This window comes from Pseudoalteromonas sp. NEC-BIFX-2020_002, assembly GCF_013002825.1.
GTDB classification, from domain to species: Bacteria; Pseudomonadota; Gammaproteobacteria; order Enterobacterales; family Alteromonadaceae; genus Pseudoalteromonas; species Pseudoalteromonas neustonica.
Genome location: NZ_JABEPJ010000001.1, coordinates 467,670 through 489,103, shown reverse-complemented (window position 1 = coordinate 489,103; position 21,434 = coordinate 467,670). Strand labels below are relative to the sequence as shown.

The 21,434-nt window shown below is 39.6% G+C and carries 22 protein-coding genes; 9 read left to right on the top strand and 13 right to left on the bottom strand.

What is annotated here, in order from left to right; genetic code table 11:
• Positions 1-7: 7 nt before the first annotated feature.
• The 4 genes from HJP15_RS02005 to HJP15_RS01990 form a co-directional block, all read right to left on the bottom strand.
• Entirely contained in the window at positions 8-763 is a 756-nt protein-coding gene (locus HJP15_RS02005) for a phytanoyl-CoA dioxygenase family protein (RefSeq protein ID WP_082355577.1), read from the bottom strand.
• Between the two features lie 3 nt (positions 764-766).
• Positions 767-1,357, bottom strand: a complete 591-nt coding sequence (locus HJP15_RS02000) for a uracil-DNA glycosylase family protein (protein WP_170172948.1) — start codon at positions 1,355-1,357, stop codon at positions 767-769.
• Entirely contained in the window at positions 1,347-1,721 is a 375-nt protein-coding gene (locus HJP15_RS01995) for a VOC family protein (RefSeq protein WP_054204037.1), read from the bottom strand. The genes HJP15_RS02000 and HJP15_RS01995 overlap by 11 nt, the downstream gene beginning before the upstream one ends.
• A 201-nt stretch (positions 1,722-1,922) precedes the next feature.
• The gene (locus HJP15_RS01990) at positions 1,923-2,279 is read right to left on the bottom strand and encodes a VOC family protein (RefSeq protein WP_054204036.1); all 357 of its coding nucleotides are present in this window, start codon (positions 2,277-2,279) and stop codon (positions 1,923-1,925) included.
• Positions 2,280-2,656: 377 nt separating this feature from the next.
• On the opposite strand from HJP15_RS01990, the gene HJP15_RS01985 reads away from it, so the two are divergent.
• Genes HJP15_RS01985 through HJP15_RS01975 form a run of 3 tightly spaced genes read left to right on the top strand, consistent with a single transcriptional unit; the run spans position 2,657 to position 4,940 of the window.
• Complete coding sequence (locus tag HJP15_RS01985) at positions 2,657-3,001, top strand: hypothetical protein (RefSeq protein ID WP_054204035.1); 345 nt, start codon at positions 2,657-2,659, stop codon at positions 2,999-3,001.
• Positions 2,998-4,608: a PepSY-associated TM helix domain-containing protein gene (locus HJP15_RS01980; protein ID WP_170172947.1), complete on the top strand. Its 1,611-nt coding sequence runs from the start codon at positions 2,998-3,000 to the stop codon at positions 4,606-4,608. The genes HJP15_RS01985 and HJP15_RS01980 overlap by 4 nt, the downstream gene beginning before the upstream one ends.
• On the top strand, positions 4,605-4,940 hold the full coding sequence (locus HJP15_RS01975) for a DUF3325 domain-containing protein (protein ID WP_054204033.1): 336 nt from the start codon (positions 4,605-4,607) through the stop codon (positions 4,938-4,940). Before HJP15_RS01980 ends, HJP15_RS01975 begins: the two co-directional genes overlap by 4 nt.
• Positions 4,941-5,014: 74 nt before the next feature.
• Here HJP15_RS01975 and HJP15_RS01970 read toward each other — a convergent pair whose 3' ends face one another.
• From HJP15_RS01970 to prs, 4 genes are all read right to left on the bottom strand, one after another.
• Positions 5,015-6,667, bottom strand: a complete 1,653-nt coding sequence (locus HJP15_RS01970; protein ID WP_054452393.1) for an Aq_1262 family (lipo)protein — start codon at positions 6,665-6,667, stop codon at positions 5,015-5,017.
• 58 nt (positions 6,668-6,725) lie between these two features.
• On the bottom strand, positions 6,726-8,600 hold the full coding sequence (locus HJP15_RS01965) for an alkaline phosphatase PhoX (protein WP_054204031.1): 1,875 nt from the start codon (positions 8,598-8,600) through the stop codon (positions 6,726-6,728).
• Between the two features lie 202 nt (positions 8,601-8,802).
• The gene (locus HJP15_RS01960) at positions 8,803-10,398 is read right to left on the bottom strand and encodes a nicotinate phosphoribosyltransferase (RefSeq protein ID WP_169327519.1); all 1,596 of its coding nucleotides are present in this window, start codon (positions 10,396-10,398) and stop codon (positions 8,803-8,805) included.
• Positions 10,399-10,408: 10 nt separating this feature from the next.
• Complete coding sequence (gene prs / locus HJP15_RS01955; RefSeq protein ID WP_170172946.1) at positions 10,409-11,263, bottom strand: ribose-phosphate diphosphokinase; 855 nt, start codon at positions 11,261-11,263, stop codon at positions 10,409-10,411.
• A gap of 249 nt (positions 11,264-11,512) precedes the next feature.
• Here prs and HJP15_RS01950 point away from each other — a divergent pair, with 249 nt between their 5' ends.
• Positions 11,513-12,211 (top strand): NUDIX hydrolase, encoded by a 699-nt coding sequence (locus tag HJP15_RS01950; protein WP_054204028.1) that lies wholly within the window; start codon positions 11,513-11,515, stop codon positions 12,209-12,211.
• Positions 12,212-12,275: 64 nt separating this feature from the next.
• Here HJP15_RS01950 and HJP15_RS01945 read toward each other — a convergent pair whose 3' ends face one another.
• Positions 12,276-12,809: a lipocalin family protein gene (locus tag HJP15_RS01945; RefSeq protein WP_170172945.1), complete on the bottom strand. Its 534-nt coding sequence runs from the start codon at positions 12,807-12,809 to the stop codon at positions 12,276-12,278.
• Positions 12,810-12,928: 119 nt separating this feature from the next.
• On the opposite strand from HJP15_RS01945, the gene HJP15_RS01940 reads away from it, so the two are divergent.
• The 3 genes from HJP15_RS01940 (at position 12,929) to HJP15_RS01930 (ending at position 14,433) form a co-directional block, all read left to right on the top strand.
• Positions 12,929-13,378 (top strand): YaiI/YqxD family protein, encoded by a 450-nt coding sequence (locus tag HJP15_RS01940; protein ID WP_054204026.1) that lies wholly within the window; start codon positions 12,929-12,931, stop codon positions 13,376-13,378.
• Positions 13,378-13,914: a DUF6942 family protein gene (locus HJP15_RS01935; protein ID WP_054204025.1), complete on the top strand. Its 537-nt coding sequence runs from the start codon at positions 13,378-13,380 to the stop codon at positions 13,912-13,914. The genes HJP15_RS01940 and HJP15_RS01935 overlap by 1 nt, the downstream gene beginning before the upstream one ends.
• Before the next feature lie 150 nt (positions 13,915-14,064).
• Entirely contained in the window at positions 14,065-14,433 is a 369-nt protein-coding gene (locus HJP15_RS01930) for a response regulator (protein WP_054204024.1), read from the top strand.
• A 35-nt stretch (positions 14,434-14,468) separates the two neighbouring features.
• Here the strand turns inward: HJP15_RS01930 and HJP15_RS01925 are convergent, their stop codons facing one another.
• Complete coding sequence (locus HJP15_RS01925) at positions 14,469-15,602, bottom strand: DUF1570 domain-containing protein (protein ID WP_170172944.1); 1,134 nt, start codon at positions 15,600-15,602, stop codon at positions 14,469-14,471.
• Between the two features lie 190 nt (positions 15,603-15,792).
• Here HJP15_RS01925 and HJP15_RS01920 point away from each other — a divergent pair, with 190 nt between their 5' ends.
• Positions 15,793-16,623, top strand: a complete 831-nt coding sequence (locus HJP15_RS01920; RefSeq protein WP_170172943.1) for a substrate-binding periplasmic protein — start codon at positions 15,793-15,795, stop codon at positions 16,621-16,623.
• Positions 16,624-16,640: 17 nt separating this feature from the next.
• Here HJP15_RS01920 and HJP15_RS01915 read toward each other — a convergent pair whose 3' ends face one another.
• The 3 genes from HJP15_RS01915 to HJP15_RS01905 all read right to left on the bottom strand — a co-directional run bounded on the left by HJP15_RS01915 (position 16,641) and on the right by HJP15_RS01905 (position 19,908).
• Positions 16,641-17,732 (bottom strand): hypothetical protein, encoded by a 1,092-nt coding sequence (locus HJP15_RS01915; RefSeq protein WP_170172942.1) that lies wholly within the window; start codon positions 17,730-17,732, stop codon positions 16,641-16,643.
• Positions 17,733-18,169: 437 nt separating this feature from the next.
• Positions 18,170-18,784, bottom strand: a complete 615-nt coding sequence (locus tag HJP15_RS01910; protein WP_054204020.1) for a response regulator — start codon at positions 18,782-18,784, stop codon at positions 18,170-18,172.
• Positions 18,784-19,908 carry a sensor histidine kinase gene (locus HJP15_RS01905; protein ID WP_054204019.1) on the bottom strand — a complete coding sequence of 375 codons (1,125 nt, stop codon included), beginning with the start codon at positions 19,906-19,908 and terminating at the stop codon, positions 18,784-18,786. Before HJP15_RS01905 ends, HJP15_RS01910 begins: the two co-directional genes overlap by 1 nt.
• Positions 19,909-20,067: 159 nt before the next feature.
• On the opposite strand from HJP15_RS01905, the gene HJP15_RS01900 reads away from it, so the two are divergent.
• Positions 20,068-21,207 carry an acyltransferase family protein gene (locus tag HJP15_RS01900; protein ID WP_349304604.1) on the top strand — a complete coding sequence of 380 codons (1,140 nt, stop codon included), beginning with the start codon at positions 20,068-20,070 and terminating at the stop codon, positions 21,205-21,207.
• The last annotated feature ends 227 nt before the right edge of the window (positions 21,208-21,434 follow it).

Below are 21,434 nucleotides of genomic sequence, written 5' to 3'. Positions count from 1 at the left end.
GTGATGGTTACTCTTGGTGCGCCAAAGTAACCAAAAATGCACTGCCGTCTTCTAATGCCTCAAGCATTGGCGGTGTCGGCAGGCAAATATCTTGCACAAAATGCAGTACATCGGGCTGTGGTTCACCAAATAAAATATCTAATGCGAGCCTATCTTTTCCGTATAGGCCGCGGTGAATCATATTCGCCGAAAAAATTAATAAGTCGCCAGCCCGCATTTCTATTACGTGCCCACTGTCTAAATCATCGCTTGGGTTATTATGCTCAGTAGCCAAACGTTTAGCTAACTCAGTCGGCGTATCCCAGCGCCTATGAGTCCCTGGCACAAGTTCAATACCAGGCTCATCCTCTAGTGCCACACGACAATGTATAACTTCAGGCCCGCCTAGTGCTGCTTGTTGCTCTTCTAAGTCTAAATGGTACTGCATATCCCGATGCCAATAATTTTCCTGCTCAGGGTTAACAGGATTAAAAAATAGCTGAGTATTCATAAATGCCGAAGTATTAAGCACGGAGTCAACTTGTGCCATCAGTTTATGCCTTGCAATAAACTTAAATAACACCAAACGCTGCGCATCATTTAAGTACGTATTGGCAGTTAAGTAAGCGCTATTAACAGCTTTGGTGTGATAAAAATTATGATTATCTTTAATCCATTGTTCATGAAAGCAATGGATTACTTCCCGCACTTGTGCAAGTTCACCTTCTGTATAAAACTTTTTCACATGAAAAAAGCCATGTTGCTCAAATTGCGTATTTATCATCACTTAATCACCCTGACACTCTAATATAGTGGCTACTCGTTGTGCTAAATGCGGCAGAACGTCTTGTTCAAACCATGGGTTTTTACTCAACCAAATATTATTACGCGGGCTGGGATGTGGTAACGGTAAAGTAGATGGCCAATAGTCACGCCACGATTTTACCAACTCAGTAAGCGGTAAATACTTAGTCTCTGGTAAGTGATACGTTTGCGCATGCTTTCCCAGTACAATTGTAAGCTTAATATTTGGCAGCGCCCTTAAAAGTTGTTCACGCCAAGCTGGCGCGCACTCTTTACGTGGCGGTAAATCGCCCGACTTACCTTTACCTGGGTAACAAAACCCCATGGGTAAAATCGCAATTTTAGACGCGTCATAAAATACCGCTTCAGATAAGCCTAGCCATTGACGTAATCGCTGGCCGCTGGCATCATCAAACGGCACACCACTTTCGTGTACTTTAATTCCCGGCGCTTGCCCTGCAATTAATATTCGCGCTAGCGGATTAAACTGCACCACAGGACGCGCACCTAAAGGGAGCTCAGGTTCACAGATCACACATTTACTAACTTGGTTCAGTAACAAATCAGCTTTCATTATTATTTTGACTAATTCGCCATAACACACCACTTGGATCGTAGAGCACAAAATCAATCATATTCCATACCTGTAAGCGTGGTTCGCTCATCTTAACGTCATATTTTTCTATCAAACCAGCGCTTTTAAGCTGTGCATGCCATGCATATACATCCTGTACCAATAGATGCATCATAAAATTATTAGCGTGCTCCGCATTATAAAAATTTTGTAATAAAAAACTGCAATCACCATGATAAAAGTAAGCCATTTCAGGGCTTTCCCATGCAATTTCAAACCCCATGTCTTTATAAAAATGGTTGCTAACTATAAAATCCTTTGCTGGGACGAATGCTTTAATCTCTTCGCAGGCTAAATTTGCCACTATAATCATTTCCTTTAGTTAGTAAAATAATGATCTATATCCAAGTCACCTCTAGGTGCAGAATTTAGCTGATTTTAAAGCAATTTATACTGCGTTATTAATTTTTATAAAGGAGTAAACAGTGTTTGCAATTAATCCTTGCCTAAATCGCTTTTAATTCCAACGACGCTGACATTTTGAGGTGACTTAGGTATATGCACTTTACTCTGACCACACCGCAAACTCATTACCGCTAGGCTCTGTAAAATGAAACCGACAGCCACCTGGAAAATCAAATAGCGGCTTAATCACTAATCCACCGTGTTGCTCTACCTTTGCCAGTGTTTGCTGGATATCAGCGCTATAAAATACCAGCAGAGCTGAACCATTTGCTGTTAATGCGTTAAGCGGTGCTTTATAAAAACCACCATCAAGGCCTGCTTTATCTGCGCTAAAAGCCGTATATTCAGGGCCATAATCAGTAAATTGCCAGTCAAATACCTGACTAAAAAATGCTTTTGTTGCCTGTAAATCATTTGCTGCAAATTCAACATAATTAAGTTGTTCATGTACTGCCATAACGTCTCCTTTTAATAATGCCTATAACAATCATTCATCTTGCTTAATTAAGCATACAAGCAGTTGAAAAATTTGCGAACTTTTCTATTAAAAACAGTCATCACCAGCTTGCATACCCAAACCACCTCAAGATGAAGTCTGCATCTTTAGGTGGTTTGGGTATGGATCACTATTTTACTAAGTATAACGGGTTAGCTTTTAAGATTATAATAAAACCCAGCTATAATCAGGTAACCCTCCTTTCGAACGACCGCCTATAAATCAATCATAAAACATTCGCATTTAAACATTTAAATACGAATCACTATCTTTTCAGAACCTAAAATATATAATAGCCTTTTATTCACTCCCTTTGCAGGGGTTTTAAGGGACTATCTATGCATACTCAACCTATAGAAAATAGCCAACCACTCATGGAACGGGCTAAGTTAAGTCAATTTTATCAAACGCATAAATACCGTTTTGCTGTTTTCTCTCGCTTTTTGGCTGCCATTTTAGGTGGCTACGTTTTTACGGCTGTATTTACTTCATTATTGAGTATCATTTTACCGCTAAAAAAATCTGATGCCGTGTTGCTGAGTATCTCGTTAACTATTTTGGTATACAGCTGTGTATTTATTTGGGTATTTGCTATTAAGTCTCTCAAAAGAATTTGGATCACTATTTTACTAACAACTACTGCGTGTGCATTGTGTATTGCAATACTTAAGGACTGGCTATGAAAGAGAGTTTTTTCCGTTCAATGACCTGGATGCATACTTGGGTCGGATTATTGGTCTGTTGGCTGCTTTATTTAATCTTTTTTGCAGGCACTATTAGCTTCTTCCGTGATGAAGTAACGCTTTGGAACCAACCTGCATTACACCAAATAGCCACGCCGTCAAATCGCATACAAATACAACGAGAACAAATCGTTGCCGGCTACGATTATCTTAAAAACACGGCGCCTGACTCTAACCGTTGGGGGGTTTATTTACCTTCAGAACGAGAGCCGCAGCTTAATTATGCTTACGAAAAACCTCGCCCAGAAGGTAAACGCTTTGGTGGCTGGCAAGACCATTATATAAACCCAGTAACAGGCCAAGAGCTTGATCAACCAAGAGAAACTCAAGGAGGAAATTTCTTTTACCGCCTACATTTTGACTTGCATTACCTCGATACACGTACCGCACGCTGGATTGTATGCTTAGCCAGTTTATTTATGCTGGTTGCATTAATATCTGGTGTCGTTATTCATAAGCGCATATTTAAAGATATGTTTAGTTTTCGTAGTAATAAAGGCAGCCGAAGCTGGCTTGACGGACATAATGTATCGTCGGTTTTAGCCTTGCCATTTCATATTATGATAACTTATACAGGTCTGATCACGCTGATATTTATGTTATTTCCCTACCCTGCGATGACAGCGTATGATAATGGTGTTCGTGGCTTATTTGATGATGTACAGCCAACCAATGTTCGCACTAAAAGCAACCCTGAAAAAGCATCGTTAGCCCCTATTGAACATGTTTTAGATCAAGTTTATACCAACTGGCCAGATGCTGATTTAACACAAGTAACAATTCTTGACCCAAATAAAGCGTCTGCAACTATCACTGTAAGAGCAAACACTGGTTCACTGGTTCAAGATCAAAGCCCCACGATGCTTTTTAATGGTGTTGATGGCAGCTTAATAGCGAAAACTAATCAAGAGTTCAGCGCCAGTGAAACAGTCTTCGATTCAATGACTGCCCTACATACGGGTCGCTTAGCAAACCCATTACTGCGCTGGCTATACTTTTTATGTGGTATTGCTGGCTGCGTCATGATTGCCAGCGGCTGTATTATGTGGGCTAAACGTATTCGTGAACGAATGAAAAAACAACAAACAGCCTCATTTGGCTTAAAGTTGGTAGAAGGGCTAAACCTAGCCACCTTAATGGGCTTACCACTGGCGACATGCGCTTTTTTTATCGCTAATAGATTACTTCCTATTACAACAGCTGAGCGTGCAGACAAAGAGATTTTGGCCTTTTTTCTAGCCTGGTTAGCTGTGGCATTATTTGCATTGTTTAAACGTGGTAAGCGCCAATGGATTCAATTAGCATGGCTCAACTGCGCAGCCTGCTTTAGTGTGCCATTCATTAACGCTATAACAACCGAAGGTAACCTAATTAGCTATCTAATCAACGGCCAATGGGCATTGTTTAGTTTTGATTTGATCTGTTTAGTATGCGCAGCTTTATTTATTGTTCAGGTCAAAAAATTACGTACTGCAACAAGTAAAACAGCACCAGTAAAACGTTCAAGCCGTTCTCCTAAAAAACAGCTTGAGGAGCAAAAAGCATGAACGAATTACTGCAATTTAGCCTCTGTTTACTGGCATTTAACTGTTTTGCATTAGCAAAATTTAACCATTACCGCGATGTGTTTAAAAATCGCCCAACACAAAAGCAAAGTCAGCGCTTTATCATCGCCGCTTGGATCAGTATTTTACTAAGTTTAGTGCTCAGTGTCGCTCAAAATAACGGCTATGGTGCTTTGCTTTTTTGTGGGTATATGGCGCTAAGCCTTTTAATTTTAATGATTTTTTATAGTTTCAAGGCATCATGGGTAAAAATAATGAGTGCAGTAAATATCACGGTATTAATGCTTAGCGGGCTATTTTTAAGTGTTTTTTAGTCCAAGTTAGTAAAAATGTGATCTCAAATAAAATGTAATAAAAAAGGCAAGCTCATGAAGCTTGCCTTTTAAGGTTAATTCCACTCTAACTGCATATCCCATACATACCGCTTTTCTTCTTGTAGCGGAGCTTGTGACTCATCAACAACCTCAAGCACATTTTTAGCTTTGATCAACGTTGCATCTCGGCCAAATAAATAACTTTGCTCTTTTACAATGGTTAAATACGCTTTATTTAATTGCTGAGCACGCGCTTTAGATGGCGTAATTAATTCATACAAGTTCTTAGCACTGCGCACTTTTTGTTTATTAACCGTACCATCTTGATTAAACCAACGCATTAGCATTTCTTGATTTTGACGAAACTCATCTCCCCCGCCAACACGTTCAAAATACGTTAAAAACTCACCTTGTTGCTCGCCTTTATTTGGCACATCTTGCATTGCTCGTAAGTCAATGTAACCCCAGCCTTCCCGGCCTTCTACCTTACGTGGGAATGAAAAACTTTGGTCATATGTTGAGCCCACCGTTTTATGACACCCATTACAAAAAGCCAATTCTTGTTTATGTTGCGGCCTAAGATCACCCTCACTATCTTCGATGTAGCCATTGATAGTCCAACCAAACATGTTGTTGATCCCTTCATCACCGAGGTATCGTGTTTGCGGTAAGTTTTCAAAGTGTTTTTCTTTTGCCTCACTGTAATAAGATGATGCTAAAAGCTGCTTAGATTTAAACGCATGCTTTTTCATATAACGCACTTCTTTCATACGAGGTGCATTATAGATTTCTCCATTCTCATCTACGCCAATGTAGCGCACAGTGTGCAAAAACTCAGTATCTTGCGGGTATAACTGATAGCTTAACTGGGTGTTTTTCGCATCACCCACATAATTTGCTTGCTTAGTTATTTGGCTAATAACAGCACTGAGTTTGCCATCACCATCTAAATCTTGGCCGATTTTTTGTTCCGATATATCGGGCGTTGTAATTTTATCTAAATCTTTTACGGCCATTTCAACCAAGCTTAAGTTAGCAATGTAAACATCTTGATTGTACTGCCCTTCAAGCTGACGGAAATTATCACCTAAGCGGATCATCACATCCCCCGTAGAACCATTTGTTGGCCAAAACGTACTTGGAAAAGGCTTATAATTGAACGCGACCCAATGGCTGCCATCTTTTGCAAAACCCTGTGCATCAAATGCCTGTGCCGGGTAAGCTAGATTTTTCACTTCAGCAACTTCGCCTTGCCAATCTGGATTCGCTTTGAGCTTTTTAATAAAGTGGCTGTAATTATCTTGGTTTACCCAGCTGCTAATTTGATCATCTGAAATTTGTTCAATCAGCGCAGTGCGATCGATAAATAAATTTTTCCAATGATTTTTAAGCCCTAAATCAGAGAATTCATACACTCCCTGTAAGTGGCCATCGTTCATGGCATTAGGTCTATTTTTGTTTTTCTTATCGGTTTGATGACACGCATAACACGGGTTATTTGTGCCCTCTGTTTTTGTATAACATTGCGGCGGAATAACTGATTCAGGATTGTATTCTTCATCATGTTGCATATAGGCAAGTGCAGGAATATCATCCCCAACCTTGTAAGGGGGAGACTCTACTAACAGCTCAATATCTTCGCTTACTAGACTTTTTGTGGCCGAATCAAAGCAGCCACCTATTAGTGCAAAGTTAACTAACAGGAATAAGGGAATAAAATACTTCATTTTTATGACTCTGGTTTTTTTGCAAAAAAATGGGCAAGCGTATTGCTTGCCCTAAATATTACTTAGTTTTAGGATCATACATCCATAAAGTATTGTTCTCTTGGAAACCATCTTCACCGATAATGATACGGCCATCGCGCATAACAATAACGTTATCTGGCTGCGATAATTGCTCAACATCACAGCGCTCTGCACCGTTTAAGCTTGAACGGTAAGTACCGCCCATCACAACAGGTTCAATACGCGTTAAGCTGTAGCTTGTATCGATATGAGCACGGTAAACACCGCCACAATCTTTAACTCTACGTGATAACTGAATATCACCTTCGTCATCAATCATCGTGTTATCTAAATCTGCAATACCTATGTACATATACGCTTTAGTAACCACTTCATCTGCAATCATATCTTGGCCAGTAATTGCTTCAAGAACACGGTCGTGATTGATGCTAATACCTTCAAGCTTGCGCCATTCAGCTGTTGCACCTTTCATTTTGGCCGCTTGACGTGACTCTAAAAATGCAGCGCGATCATCCATAGCTTTACCCGCTGTAACCGGGCTACCGCCTTCGGCTTCTGTAGGGTATGTTGCTTTACCATCTGCCCATGCTTGTACGTCAGCCAGTGTCATGTAACTGGTTTTACCTGCAACATAATCGCTGGTATCAATACCATCGTACTCACTGATCCACGTTTCGATGTTTGCATTTGTACCACTTGCAATTTCAACCCAATCAACATCAAAGCCAGTAACCGTTGGTTCGCTTAAGCCTGCATCTTGAGTTAGTTTGGCACCGTATAAAGTACCCGACGATAAATCTTCTGGTTGATCAGCAATAAACTTAAACAACACACCACCGGTATCATCTTGTGATGAATACACAGTGCGCTTGTCTGGCATAACGACTGAGTTTTCATGCTCATAACGACCAATCGTGTAATGTTTAACAACATCTGGTGTATCTGTCATTGGGTTTTGAATTTCAGCAATGTAGCCATAGCGGTAAGGATTAGGGAAATCGGGGGCTACTAGCGCTTCAAGGTTGTCTGTGCTGGTATTTGCCGGATCATTCCATGATGCATCTGTTGTTGAATCAACCGTTGAACGCACTATCCACTCTTCAGATGTTAACGGTGTGCCCCAAGGTGATACCGAGCCAAAGCAGTTAGCCGCCGTGCCTTTTACACCATCAAAATTAATCATCATCGCATCTGTCACTGACCATGCGCCTTCGGTATTTTTAGTCATTTTTAAACGACTTACACCACCTGGGTAGGACTCCCAGTTAGTAAATAAATAACCTTCGTTATCACCTGAAGCAATAAAGCCATTAAAGTCAGGGTTATCATTATCTAGAATATGTTCATTTGTGCTAATACTATAATGAACACCTAAACCACCCGCTAAACCTTTCTCGCCTAAATCAGCAAATGTATCGCCTGTTTGACCCAGTATTTGGTATTCGCCCAAAGCTGCAACAACCGTTTGGCGTTCAAACTCACTTTCAGGAACCGGCGAGTTCACAACATTACGAGGTAAGTTATTAAAATTAACACCGCGCAACACACCAACAGTACCGCGATTAATTACTTTACCATTAATTGAATCTTGCGCTGTATTGGTATCTGATGGATGCTGAACGTTGAAGAACAAATCACCACCATCACTTAAAAATATACCCGTTACCTCAGCACCGGCAGGCACAGTTGCCAAGCGTGTTAAGCCACTGCCACCATTTTGACCTGATGCACCATCAGCGCCATTTTGGCCGTTACTACCATCAACGCCATTTTGACCATTCGTTCCATCAACGCCATTTTGACCAACTGAACCTTGTGCTCCGGCTACGCCTTGCTTACCATCATCACCATTACAGGCTGTTAATGCTAAAGTGACGGCTCCAGCGATTAAAGAAAATGCTACACGCTTCATTATAAACTCCAGTAAAAATATTTTATTGTTAGGTTAACGCGCAGCATAGTCTGAGGTGTAACTATGACAATTGCCTTACAGATATATTATTATTTAGAGTCAATGATTTAGGAGGGTATTAAAGCGATAAGATCATATAAAATAAGAGGCGGTGTCACCCAGAAGCATTATAATATGCTTCTGAGCTTTAACATGAAGGGGATTAAATTTGATTATCTATCGTGGCTCTGATTGTCGCCAAGCTTACTTCTTTAATAAGTTTACCGTCCTCAAAAACCACTTCCAATAAGCCCGTTGCTTCCTCTGCTTGTGTTACATCATCAAAGAGCACTAACTCTCCATCTACACGTTCAACTTTTAATAAGCCTTTTGCTGATTTTTTCTTACTATCCGTTTTAGGATCTTTAAAAATCGCTACTCGCTCGCCATTTTTAACCACACTCGTTGCTTTGACAGCTGATCCGTGTGTATCACGTGTCACATATTGATAACTGTAAGAGCCAATCCCCAATACCACCTTTGAGGCAAACCCTTTATCAAGCAAACGTTGTAAAATTTCGCGTTGGCGAACTAAGGTAATTGCATCACCATAAATCGCGCCAATATGTTCATCAAGCAACTTAAAGCCTTTATCTGTCATTGTGCCGCCAAAAATATCCCACAAGCATTCAATTAACCCTTTGATTTCGCAAGCCATCAGCGTGATTGTGCGCTCGCCTTCAAAACCAAAGTACTGACCATTAAAGCAATACGCTTCGTAGCCTTGTTGAATTACCTGCTGCTCTGCTTCTTGCTGAGTTTCAAAAAGTGCAGCATGATCAGCAACAGGAGACACCTTATAACCCGTTAAAATTTTAACAGGATCCCCAGAGTCCGGACGAATAACTAACGTACCATCTCGCGCCATTATCTCATTTTTTAACTGGGGTAAATAATCCGTTACTAAAGTCCAAAAATCCCATGTATCAGATACAACACTTAACACACCCGTTGGCGATTGTTCTTTCATTAAATACTTAAAAAACTCAATCTCACCTTCCATAATCCAAGAACATGTTACTGAGTGCTCAGTTGCATCCACAGAGCAACCAACCAATTCCTTATCTACATTAGCGCCATAATATTTTTCAGCAAAAAGGACTGCCGTAATTGTATCTGTACCAACCAAGCCAGATGCCAAATGACCAAAACCACTCATTGCAGCCGCATGTTTACCAAACATCCCTCTAAAACTAAAATCATGACCTTGAAAAGGCACAAACTCTAAAGGCAACCCAGTTTTAAGTGCAAATTCTTTAAAGACCTTCAAATATGCAACGGATGTTGTGGCGCTCGTTTGGATTGGCCAATTTTCGCAGCTTAATACTGTTTCAATCATATTGGTTAACCACTGAAAGCCTTCTTTTGTATTTACAATGGTGATCGAAGGGACTAAATAAGGCACGAGTGTTCCCTCTGGCAATGCCTTTATTCTTAGCGGTAAGTAGCCTAAATCATGCAAATCTTCGAGATATTTAACATCGACTACGTACCCAAGCATCGCGCTTAAAATACGCTTATGCTCGCCAACAGCCGAGGCTTTATCTGCACTAAAAAATGCGCCCCATTCTTGTTCTAAATAACTTTTTATAAAATATTGTAGACCTACAAACGCTACTTTATTGTTATTTTCGACATTGCTTAACTTGCCACTTCGTGATGTAAAATTAGCGTACACCTGAGATACATCAGGGTGATAAGCGCGGCTATGAAACTCTTTATAAACGTCTTTTTGCATACTTGCTGCGGTAATAGTCATTATCGTTTCCTTACATTTCAATTATTTGTAATTTTATAGTGGTACTTGGCTTAAACTCGTTAACAGGCCTAAATGAATCCGTAGTGTAAATAGCATCTATCAGCCCTTCAAACACCGCCAACCCCTTAGAAAAAATACCATGCGTTATAAATAATGATATTTCTGCGGCCCCTTGGCTTTTTAATACTTTTGCAAGTTCAATAAACGTACGGCCCCCATCGCAAATATCATCCGCTATCAGCACACTTTTACCTTTCACATCACCCAAGATTTGCGTTTCGATGATGTTGCCTGTTTTTAAATCTCTGACCTTTTGCGCTTGAATAACGTCAAGCTCACTGTTAAATGTTTCAGCTATTTTTAAGGTTTTTTTACTCGCGCCAGCATCGGGTGAAATCAACGTTAACTCACCTTTCGCTAAACGCGTACTCAACTCCTCACAACGGGCAAGTAATGCCATTTGCGGTACATTGACAACATTGTTAATTAGCGCGGGTGAAACATCACTGTGCGCATCCCATATGGTCACTTTTGATAAACCCATATTATTAATAAACTGAGCCATTACCGCAGCGCCAAGTGCTTCCCCCTCAACGCATACACGATCTTGTCGTGCGTATGGAAAGTATGGAATCGTTAATTCAATAGGTATAGCACCGTACGTTAATCGCTTTAATGCATCAACAGCGAGCATTAATCGTATTAATTTTGATGAATCAGTCAGGCGTTCAAATACTTCGATTTTTGTAGTCTCTGCAAAATCACTGGCATTAAATCGAATATGTTCTTCACCACCAGAAAATGTAAAGCAATCAAAATTGAGTAACGTTTTATGGCCCGTACTGGTATGACTAAATATTTCCATTTCATTCTTCCTTATTTACAATTAATGTCCCTAGGACACAATCAAATTTAGCAAAGACCAATCAATAACTCAAGCACTTTGTGTCAAAAGGACACTATTTATATACCTGAGCAAAACGAACCATTCTTAGCCGTTTATAATAACGTTACCCAACGAATATAAGTAACCTTGATTTGCTTAAATATTGATATAAATGTAAAACTGCTTTAACGTGTCGTTAAGACATTAAGTTTATCTGACACTAATTAAATGACCGACTCTTACAATATTAATGAATACAAACACCCACTTTTTACCGTAGACAGTGTGCTTTTTACGATCACCGATGGTGCTTTAAAAGTACTTTTAGTCAAACGCGCAAATTCACCTTTTGAAGGAAGTTGGGGACTGCCTGGCGGGTTCGTGGATATTGACTCAGATAGCACCACAGACATCACCGCGCTGCGCAAATTAAAAGAAAAAACCAATGTAGAGCCACCTTACTTAGAACAATTGCAAACCTTCTCTGGCGTGCACCGTGATCCAAGAGGCTTCAGTGTTACATTGGTATATTTTGCGCTTATTGCTGCACAAAATGTCAGTACTCACATAAAATCTATTGATGATGTACAGTGGGTAGACATCAACACTATTCAAGATTTATCTATTGCCTTTGATCATAAACACCTTATTGAACATGCCAAACAGCGGCTGCAACAAAAAACGCTGTATTCAATGGTGCCAATATATTGTTTGCCAGAATATTTTACCGTAGGGCAGTTAAAGTCTGTTATCGAAATAATCCTAGGAAAAACAATTCAGCGTAAAAGTTTAATAAGACGACTTGAATCAACAAATATTGTAGAAAAGAGTGATGAAAAAGTAAGTTCTGGTGGTCGTTTAGCACATTTGTACACGCTAAAGTCAGGGGTTGATATTGTTAATTTTGAACGAAACCTGAGCGCATAGCTTAATATGTCAGGCCATCTCGCGATGGCCTGACATATTAAGCTATAAAGCCCCTTTACAGCAGCTACAAAGGTGTTTGTGTTACCCAAATTAACGAATCAGTATCAAAGCCACGTGTTTTTGCAGCATTAATAAAATCTACTTTGCGTTCATTCGTAATTGTTGGTGTACGCGACAGTAACCATAAATATTCATTATTGTAACCAGACACATAAGCGTAATTATAATTTTTTTGATCAAGCCCAAACACCACATAAGAGCTATAAAAAGGGCCAAAAAACGACACTTTTAAATGCCCTGTATTTTTATCGTCTACAAATTTAGCTTTGCCCTCAGCATCACTCCATGCTTGTTCTCCTTGATCAAACCCACGGTTTAAAACTTTTATGCTCCCGTCATTGTTCAAAGAGTAATCAGCGGTGACATTTTGCAAGCCACGCTCGAACGAATGATCTAATCGGGCAATTTCGTACCACTTTCCTTGATATCGCTCAACTGAAAATGGGCTTACGGGGTTAACTTTATCTGGCATTCCTGTGCAACCAATCAACGCACTGGTAAAAATGAGTATAAGCACAACAAAAATTGTATTTTTCATATCAAATCCTTCTATATTTTTTTCTTAATACGCAACAAACATCAAAAAAGTTCACTAAACACTGGTTGTTATAAAAAGCTTAGGTTAGGATCATTTTTTACTAACTATTCGAGCTAATAATGAAGATATGGGTTGATGCAGATGCTTGCCCTGTGGTGATCAAAGAGATTTTATTTCGCGCCGCTGAACGTACACACACACAGACAATTCTAGTCGCCAATCATGCAATGCGCATTCCGCCTTCAAAATATATTAGCCGTGTGCAAGTATCGTCTGGTTTTGACGTAGCCGATGACGAAATTGTAAAACGTATTGAAGCAAACGATTTAGTGATCACCGGTGATATTCCGCTGGCCTCAGAAGTAATTGATAACGGCGGCCAAGCTCTTAACCCTCGCGGTGAGTTGTATACCACTGAAAATATTCGCTCGTTGTTAAATGTACGTGACTTTATGGATACCATGCGCTCAAGTGGTGTTGAAATGAATGGCGGCCCGCCTCCATTGAGCCAAAGTGATAGACAAAACTTTGCCAATAACCTTGACCGCATACTCGCGCAAAATAAATAATGCATCAGCAACCTATTGGTTTTGGCGATCAATCCTTTAACGTCGCAGTGTATATTGCCAATATTCCTAACATGCCGCAGTACAGTGAAATTAGCTCGTTACAAGCGATGATAGATGGGCAAATAGATACAATAAATCAAGCCTGTGGCAACGGTTGGCGCAAGGTATTTAATGTTTACGCTAAAGTACTGTTTGCATTGCCTAGTGAATATTATCACTTTGCTAAATTAGCCCCCACTTGGCAACACTACCGTGATACGCAGCTGCTGCAAAAAAATAGCCATACAGCGCTACTATTTAGCCCACCTATATTAACGAGCAATAATACTTTGCATATTATTGCCGGGCGCACGTATGCTAAAACACTGATCAATCAAGGGCAATTAACTGCGCAACTCGATTGGCTTGATGACGAATTTGCCATAGACAAAACAAACAAGGTTATTGTTTGCCCCTACTTTGATTACCGCCAATTAAGCAATATAAAAATAGCCCGACTAAGTGAATTAGTAGCGAGTATTCAATTTATTAACTAACCTTAAGGCTTTTATAGTCAAGTCACCTCAAGCCGCCTATTTCAGTTGAAATTAAAAACAAAGCATTGATTGCAAATAATAGCGGCTCTATTGTTAAATTAGTTTTGAGGCAGCTTGGGTATAGCACTTGCCACGGAGGCTTTAACGGTTATGAAAATACTTGTAGTAGATGATATGCCACTAATGCGCCATGTTTTAATCAACATGCTGCGAAAACTGGAGTTTAAAGATTTAATTGAAGCAACGGATGGCGTACAGGCTTTACAATTATTGCATCAACACACTTTTGATTTAGTGATAACCGATTTACACATGCCAAAAATGGATGGTAAAAGCTTACTAAATCGCATTCGTGATGATCAGCAGCTACAAAACACCCCTGTGCTAATGGTCACCTGCGAAGACAATGCCACCGAAATAAAAGAAATTATCGCCGCTAAAGTATCTGGCTTTATTATTAAGCCCTTTAGTTTAAATATTTTAGCCAAACAATTAAAAAAAATTGCTGAGCTTGTTTAGCTCTTTAATTTTTATAGCTTATATTACTAACAGCCCTAAAAATGATGCGCCCTAAAAGGGGTTTTTAACCATTGCATATAATCATTATTAAGATCAGGAAAATGCGTAGCCAATGCGCTTTGCAACTGCAACGGCGTTAATTGCACACAGAGTGACTTTTGCTGTTCTAGCATAATACTCTTTAAAAAACCTTTACCTTGTTTAGAATCCATTAAAAAGTAAACGCCAGCCCAGCTACTGGCATAAAGTTTTGTACTCTCACCTCGCTGCCAATTATCCTGTTGGTTTAATAACTCATTTAACGTCAATATGCTTGTCGATAATGTGTGGTTTTTTAGCCATGTCGTGCTTGGCTCTACGCTGACAGTTTGCATGGTATTGTTTGTATGCTCAAAATACTCAGCCAACCCTTCGTCTAACCAGCGGGGCGTACTTCCTAATACAGCTTTATTAATTGCATGCACCGCTTCATGCACTGCCGTGCGCATTGCACTTTGCTCGTTGTTATAATTTATAAAAGCCGTGTTACTGGAATTAAAATAAATACCCTGCGTATTGGTTGGATCTCCACCACGTCGCCTTACCGCATTTTCATAGTCAGTTTGTGTGGCTAAAACCCTAAGATCTAATTTTACTTTCCTCAGCGAATCAACACCGATAATTTGGCCATATACTTTAAACACAGCATTGAGCTTAACCCGTAATGCTTGCTTAAATGACGCTGGTAAATTAGGTGTACTTAAAGTCAGCTCAAAGTAATCGAGGGTATCTACAAAACCTGTATTGTAAGGCGTTGCGTTAAGACTTGGTTTTTTATCACTAAAATGTGCAATACCCTCACTATCTGTCCAGCTATAAATATCGCCTTGTTGGGTATATTTAACCTCACCGAGTGATACATCAACACAGCGGGTTGTATCAATTTGCGGCCTATGATGTTGTTTAAGTATTTGAAGAGAGATGGGCTTAACAACAACCTCGTTCGTCTGAGCGTTTTTAACTGTATCGTCATGATAAATGTACGTCACTAAATCAACGTATAATTCATTTGCACTGCCTACCAACCCTTTATAACTCAATTGCCGACCTGATAAATACTGAGCCAGTAAAGCCGATGTAATTAACATGGCAATAAACAGCAAAACATTCCGTAGCTTGGTTTTAAACACACTCAATCCTTGAGCTAATTACTCTGCGTAACTAACTGATATTTTAAATTAAAAGTAAATATAGGAGATTGACACTCAAATAACAACAGACGCTTTCAAACTTATCACACTCCCATTTGATTACTATTCGCTTTTGTTTAATCACTGCGGTAGTATCTTAAGCGGGTAAATAATCAACAAGGAAGGCAGTATGTTTACAACTAAATTTATACGCAATGTATACTCCACTTCCCTGTTGCTACTGCTGTTTATAAGCTACAACGCTAACGCTGATCCCGCCGTATTAAACCCTAATTTGAATTCAGATCTAACCACATTAGAGCTAAGCGCTGGTGAGTGGCCGCCCTTTATGAGCGAATCACTTCCTCATCAAGGTGTTGTTGCTCATTTGATCAGTGATATTTTTGCCCAAGCAGGCATTAAAGTTAGTTTTACATTTTTACCTTGGTCACGGGCATATCACGATACTGTAAATGGTAAGTATGCGGCAACCGCAGTATGGATGTTAAGTGAAGCAAGAGCGAAAATTTATTTATATAGCGAGCCTGTACTCAGTGAAAAATTTGTGTTTTTTTACCAAAAACAACACCATTTTGACTGGAAAAATATAGCTGATTTAAAAGGCCTTTTACTTGGTGGCGGGCTTGGCTATAGCTACGGCACTGAGTTTGATAACGCACTAGAAAAAGAGCTTTTTGAAATGTCACGCGTTGGCAGTACAGAGCAAAACTTTCGCCGTTTAGCCATGGGCCGAATCGATGCCTTTGCTGAGGAACAAAGTGTTGGCTACTATGCACTCAACAACCAACTACCTGAGCTTGCTAATGTTATTAGTCATCACCCTAAACCATTATTAATAAATAAAAGCTTTTTATTATTCCCAAAGAACTCCGTTTATAGCAAAGAGCTATTAGCCATATTTAATCATCATTTATTACAGTTTAAACAAACGGGGCGTTATCAAGCTTATTTTGAAGGCTTAGGCAAAGGCGACTATCAAGTAAAAACAGCTATTGAATAAGTACATGCGCTACCTACTTAAATAATTGGCACAAATTTACTTTGTGTTGTAGACCATTTTTTAATCCAGCTATTAAAATCTTCTTCGTACCTTGGGTAATAATCAATTAACGTATGAATTACTTGCTCTGTAGTTAACACGTCACACGCATTTTTTGCTTCGTGCTGTAACAAAGCCCTCAGCACACGTTTTCCCCGAGTGCTTTGCATTAAAAAGCCAACCCACACAGCTGAATTTTTATACATAAGTAACGTGTCTGCACCATACCAACTCTCTTCTGATTCACTCAATACTGACAACATAAATAAGCGCTCCTGAAAATATCGGCTAGGTAAGTTAACCTCCTTAGGGCTATTGTAATTAAGTATGTTTTCAAACACTTCTGCCAACCCTTCATTTAGCCACTTTGGCATGTGACCTATTAACCGATAGTTAAAAACATGCAATGCCTCATGCACCGCTGTTTTTAAGCTCTGCTCAGGATTACTGTGTTTATATTTTACAAACGCCGTATTACTCGCCCCAAAATACATACCAATATTAGTGGTCGGTATTTCACCAAACAGCGAGATGTAATCATCATAATAACGTGGTGGTAAAACCACTAAATTAACCGTATAAGCCTGCTTTGAGCTAACCTGAAAAAATGCGCGGTAACTTGAATAAGCTCTACGCAGACGTTTTTTTAACGCTTGATGGTAATCATCCGCTAATTTTGGCGTGATCAAATTCACAACAGCATAATTACTTAACCTAAATTGCGACTTTTCAAATTCAAGGTTGTCATCCAATAAAGACAACCGCTCTTTTGCATCAGCAACAGCTTCATCACTATGCCAATTCATGTGGCACTGACTCTCAATAACAGGCTTATTTAGCGGCGTTTTTTGTGCAGGCTCAGTAGTGCGTGATACAGCTAGTTGCATAGCCTTATCATTTAAAGTCTGGGTATATTGTGAGGTCGTAACTTTGCTAGACACCTGCGCGACGGGTTCAGCAGGTGCAAACCACTGCATAACCACATTAACCCAGCCTAAATGAAAACAAAAAAATCCTAACAACACGATTAAAACAATACTTGTAGGGAACGACGAAGGCTTTTTTTGCATCACCAAATCTCTGAAAATAAAAACAGTGTAGCGAGTTTAAATACAATAAAGTACTCAAAAGAGGTCTAATCAGTTACTAGGCATCGAATTGGGGTTGTTAACGAGTGAAAACAAAACCCGTAGGCGGGAGTTTACCTCGCGCTGTTTTACATTTTATGGTGCTTTATTTGCGTGGCATAAAGCCCCGCGATTTTGTAGGTCGTGCTTTAGCGCGACAATAAATACACAAAGCAATAATCGCAGCTAAAGCTCGCTCCTACCAACAAACCCATGAACTAACCAAATATCGTAGGAACCCGCTTTAGCTGTGATTTTTGTAGAGCTAGTTGATGAACAATAAACCAAACCCGTAGGCGGGAGTTTACCTCGCGCTATTTACATTTTATGGTGCTTTATTTGCGCGGCGTAAAGCCCCGCCCACAACAAATTAATGGTCTTTAAATTAAATTTTGATTAATCGCTTTTATTACCGCTTGGGTTCTATCTTTTACATTAAGCTTGGCTAGAACTTGCGACACATGGTTACGAATTGTTCCTTCAGAGTTATCCAACCTATTAGCAATCACTTTATTCGACATTCCCAAAGACATACACTGCAGCACAACTTGCTCTTTTGCCGTTAAACATTGTTGGGGTGTTAACTGTTGTTGTAATAAATAATCAGTCACTGCACTTTGCAGCACACGTTTACCCGCAATAACACGTTTAATCGCATCTATTAATTCTTCAAGCTCTATATTTTTAAGAACATAACCACGCGCGCCCAAATTTATAGCTTTAACTAATACGTCACAATCCTCAAAGGTAGTAATTATTAGTACCGGCGTGTTGTTTAAGCTTTCACGCATTTTCTCAAGAACACCGAGTCCATCAAGGTTTGGCATTCGCATATCTAACAGCACAATATCAAAGCTACGCTGCGTTAATTGAGTAATAGCCTGTAAACCATCCTCAGCATGGCCATCAATAAATATATCCTCATCTAAATTAAGTAAATTAGCTAAACCAAGGCGAACTAAAGTCTGATCTTCTACTAGTAGGCACTTAATCATTATTCGTCTCTATTAAAAATCAGTGGCAAAGCAATAGTATTTATAAGCACACCTTGCTCAATATACTGGGTAAAATCGCCATTATATTGCGCCATGCGCTCCTTTAATCCAGCTAAACCATTACCTTGTTTTGGTAACTCTGTTTCTGGTTGGTTGTTGTATGCCTGTGCGATAAGCTGTGTTTGTTGATCAATATGAGTGACCTTTGCACTCAATGTTATATGGTTTGCTTGTGTATGCTTAAGCGTATTACTGATCATTTCTTGGCAAAAGCGTAGCACACATAAGCCATAATCTTGGGGTAATTGTTCTGTTTGTGTATCAAGCTGTAAATCACATTGTAAGTTAGGGGTTAGCGCACAGAGGGCTTCGAGCGCATTTTTTAATATGGTTTTATTATTACGTTGGGTCGATACGATTTCTCGTACCTCTTCTAGTACTTCTTGGCTTAATTGATGACAACGAGTCAACGTTTCGACAGTTTCAGGGTTGGCTGTTCGTTTAGCAAAATCTAAGTTAATACTCAGCGCAGTGAGCTTATGACCCAAAGAGTCATGTAATTCTCGTGAAATGTTCTGACGTTCCTGCGCAGCACTCATCGCTCCCATCATTTGTTGCGTAGCTTTGAGTTCTTTATAGTTTTGTCGCGATTGATAATGCATATTAAGACTCTCCACAATACGCCTACTTACAAACCAATTCATCACACAAAAGAAAAACCATACTACAAACGTCACCCAGGGCACACTCGTTTCCCAGCGCGTATAATGTGTTGCGCCATATACAACCATGGCGCTCACCACCGCACACAGTATTTTAGGTAATGAAAAGTGAGGACTGAAAGTTGCCGTAAACATCACTAAATGCAAAAACACGAGCGAAGTCGAAGTAAGTTGCATGAGTCCCAAGGTCAGCAAAAAATAAGTTAACGCAATTATATAAACGTGTTTATTTGGCTGCTTTAAAACATAAAATAGCAGTGCCAAAATAGCACCACTCACACCACCTTGTAGCAACAAAGCAAGTTCAGAGTTAGCATAATATGCGCAGGCTGAGGTTACCCCCAACCAAGAGGCCAACGTTGAAAAACGCCAATCTGTTGTATGCCGTATATTTGGAACCATTGAATAACCCACATTTTTTACTAATTATTACAGAATCAAAAAGTTAAGAACAGTGACATATGTCATAGCCCAAGCTATGAGGTTTGTGACTAGAGGGCTCAAGATACAATCACGTATGCTTTTAATACGAACTACACCACCCGAGCACTTAAAATGAATATGAATAATAGACTACATTACATTGATAATTTACGTAGCCTAGCGCTATTACTAGGTATTGTATTTCACGCAGCGCTGGCATACAGCCCCTTTTTTAGTAATCTTTGGTTCACAGCCGATCCAAATACACATTTCATCTTTGATTATATATCGCATGCATTACACTTATTTCGTATGCCACTCTTTTTTATTATTGCAGGGTTTTGCAGCGCCCTACTTATAGATAAATCTAATACTAATCAATTTTTACGTCATCGAGCTAAACACATACTGCTGCCCTTTATGATCTTTTTGCCTTTAAGCTTTGCCGTTTACTATCATGCCCTTAGCTTTGGTGCGAGTATTGCTAAACCAACGCCGCCCATTTTTGCTGTTTTTCAGGTCATTAAAGAGCCTGTAATCAGCACAATGCATTTATGGTTTTTGTGGAATCTATTTCAGTTTTGCGTCATCTTTTGGCTACTAAATAAGAGTAAGTTAGTAAGCAATAAGCTCGATAACTTCATAACTCACCCCGTATTTTTATATTGTATGCTACCCATTTTATTAACAGTCTCATTAATTGCACAGCCGATACCATTCCCAGCCCCCGATAAACTCACGCCTCAGCTTTGGTCATATGGCTTTTACGGCAGCCTTTACTTGGTCGGTGCAAGCCTTTTTAAAAAGCAAAACCTACTTTCAACGTATCAAAACTATATATGGCCTCTATCAGGAATAGCCACAATATCTATTGCGGCTTATTTTTATCTACTTCCAGCAGCGCCTACACTTGAAATGGTTATAACCGCCGCCTCCGCCGGAGAATTCACCCCAACAGGCCATCAACACTTTTTGCATGTAATGGTACAAACGAGCTGTATTTTATCGTTGACCGCAGTGTCTATTTTACTCGGCCACCGCTTTTTAAATAATGCAAATCGCGTAAGTCGCGCCATTTCCGATGCTTCGTATTGGGTTTATTTAATCCACGTACCAGTACTTATTTATATTCAAATGCCACTGATCAACACCGCACTCCCCGCACTGAGTAAATTTATTATTTCCGTATTCTTAACCTTATTGATTGGCCAAGTCAGTTACTTGCTATTAGTAAAAAGAACATGGCTTGGCTTATTACTCAATGGCAAAAAGCATTAAAGGAAAGCTACCCAGTTTATAAGTTGTGCATTAGCTTTATTTGCGCGGCATAAAGCCCCACGCTTTTGTAGGTCGTGCTTTAGCGCGACAATAACAATAAATGCTAAAGCAATCATCGCAGCTAAAGCTCACTCCTACCATCAACCTATATAGTAGGAACCCGCTTTAGCTGTGATTTTTGTAGAGCTAGTTGATGAACAATAAACCAAACCCGTAGGCGGGAATTT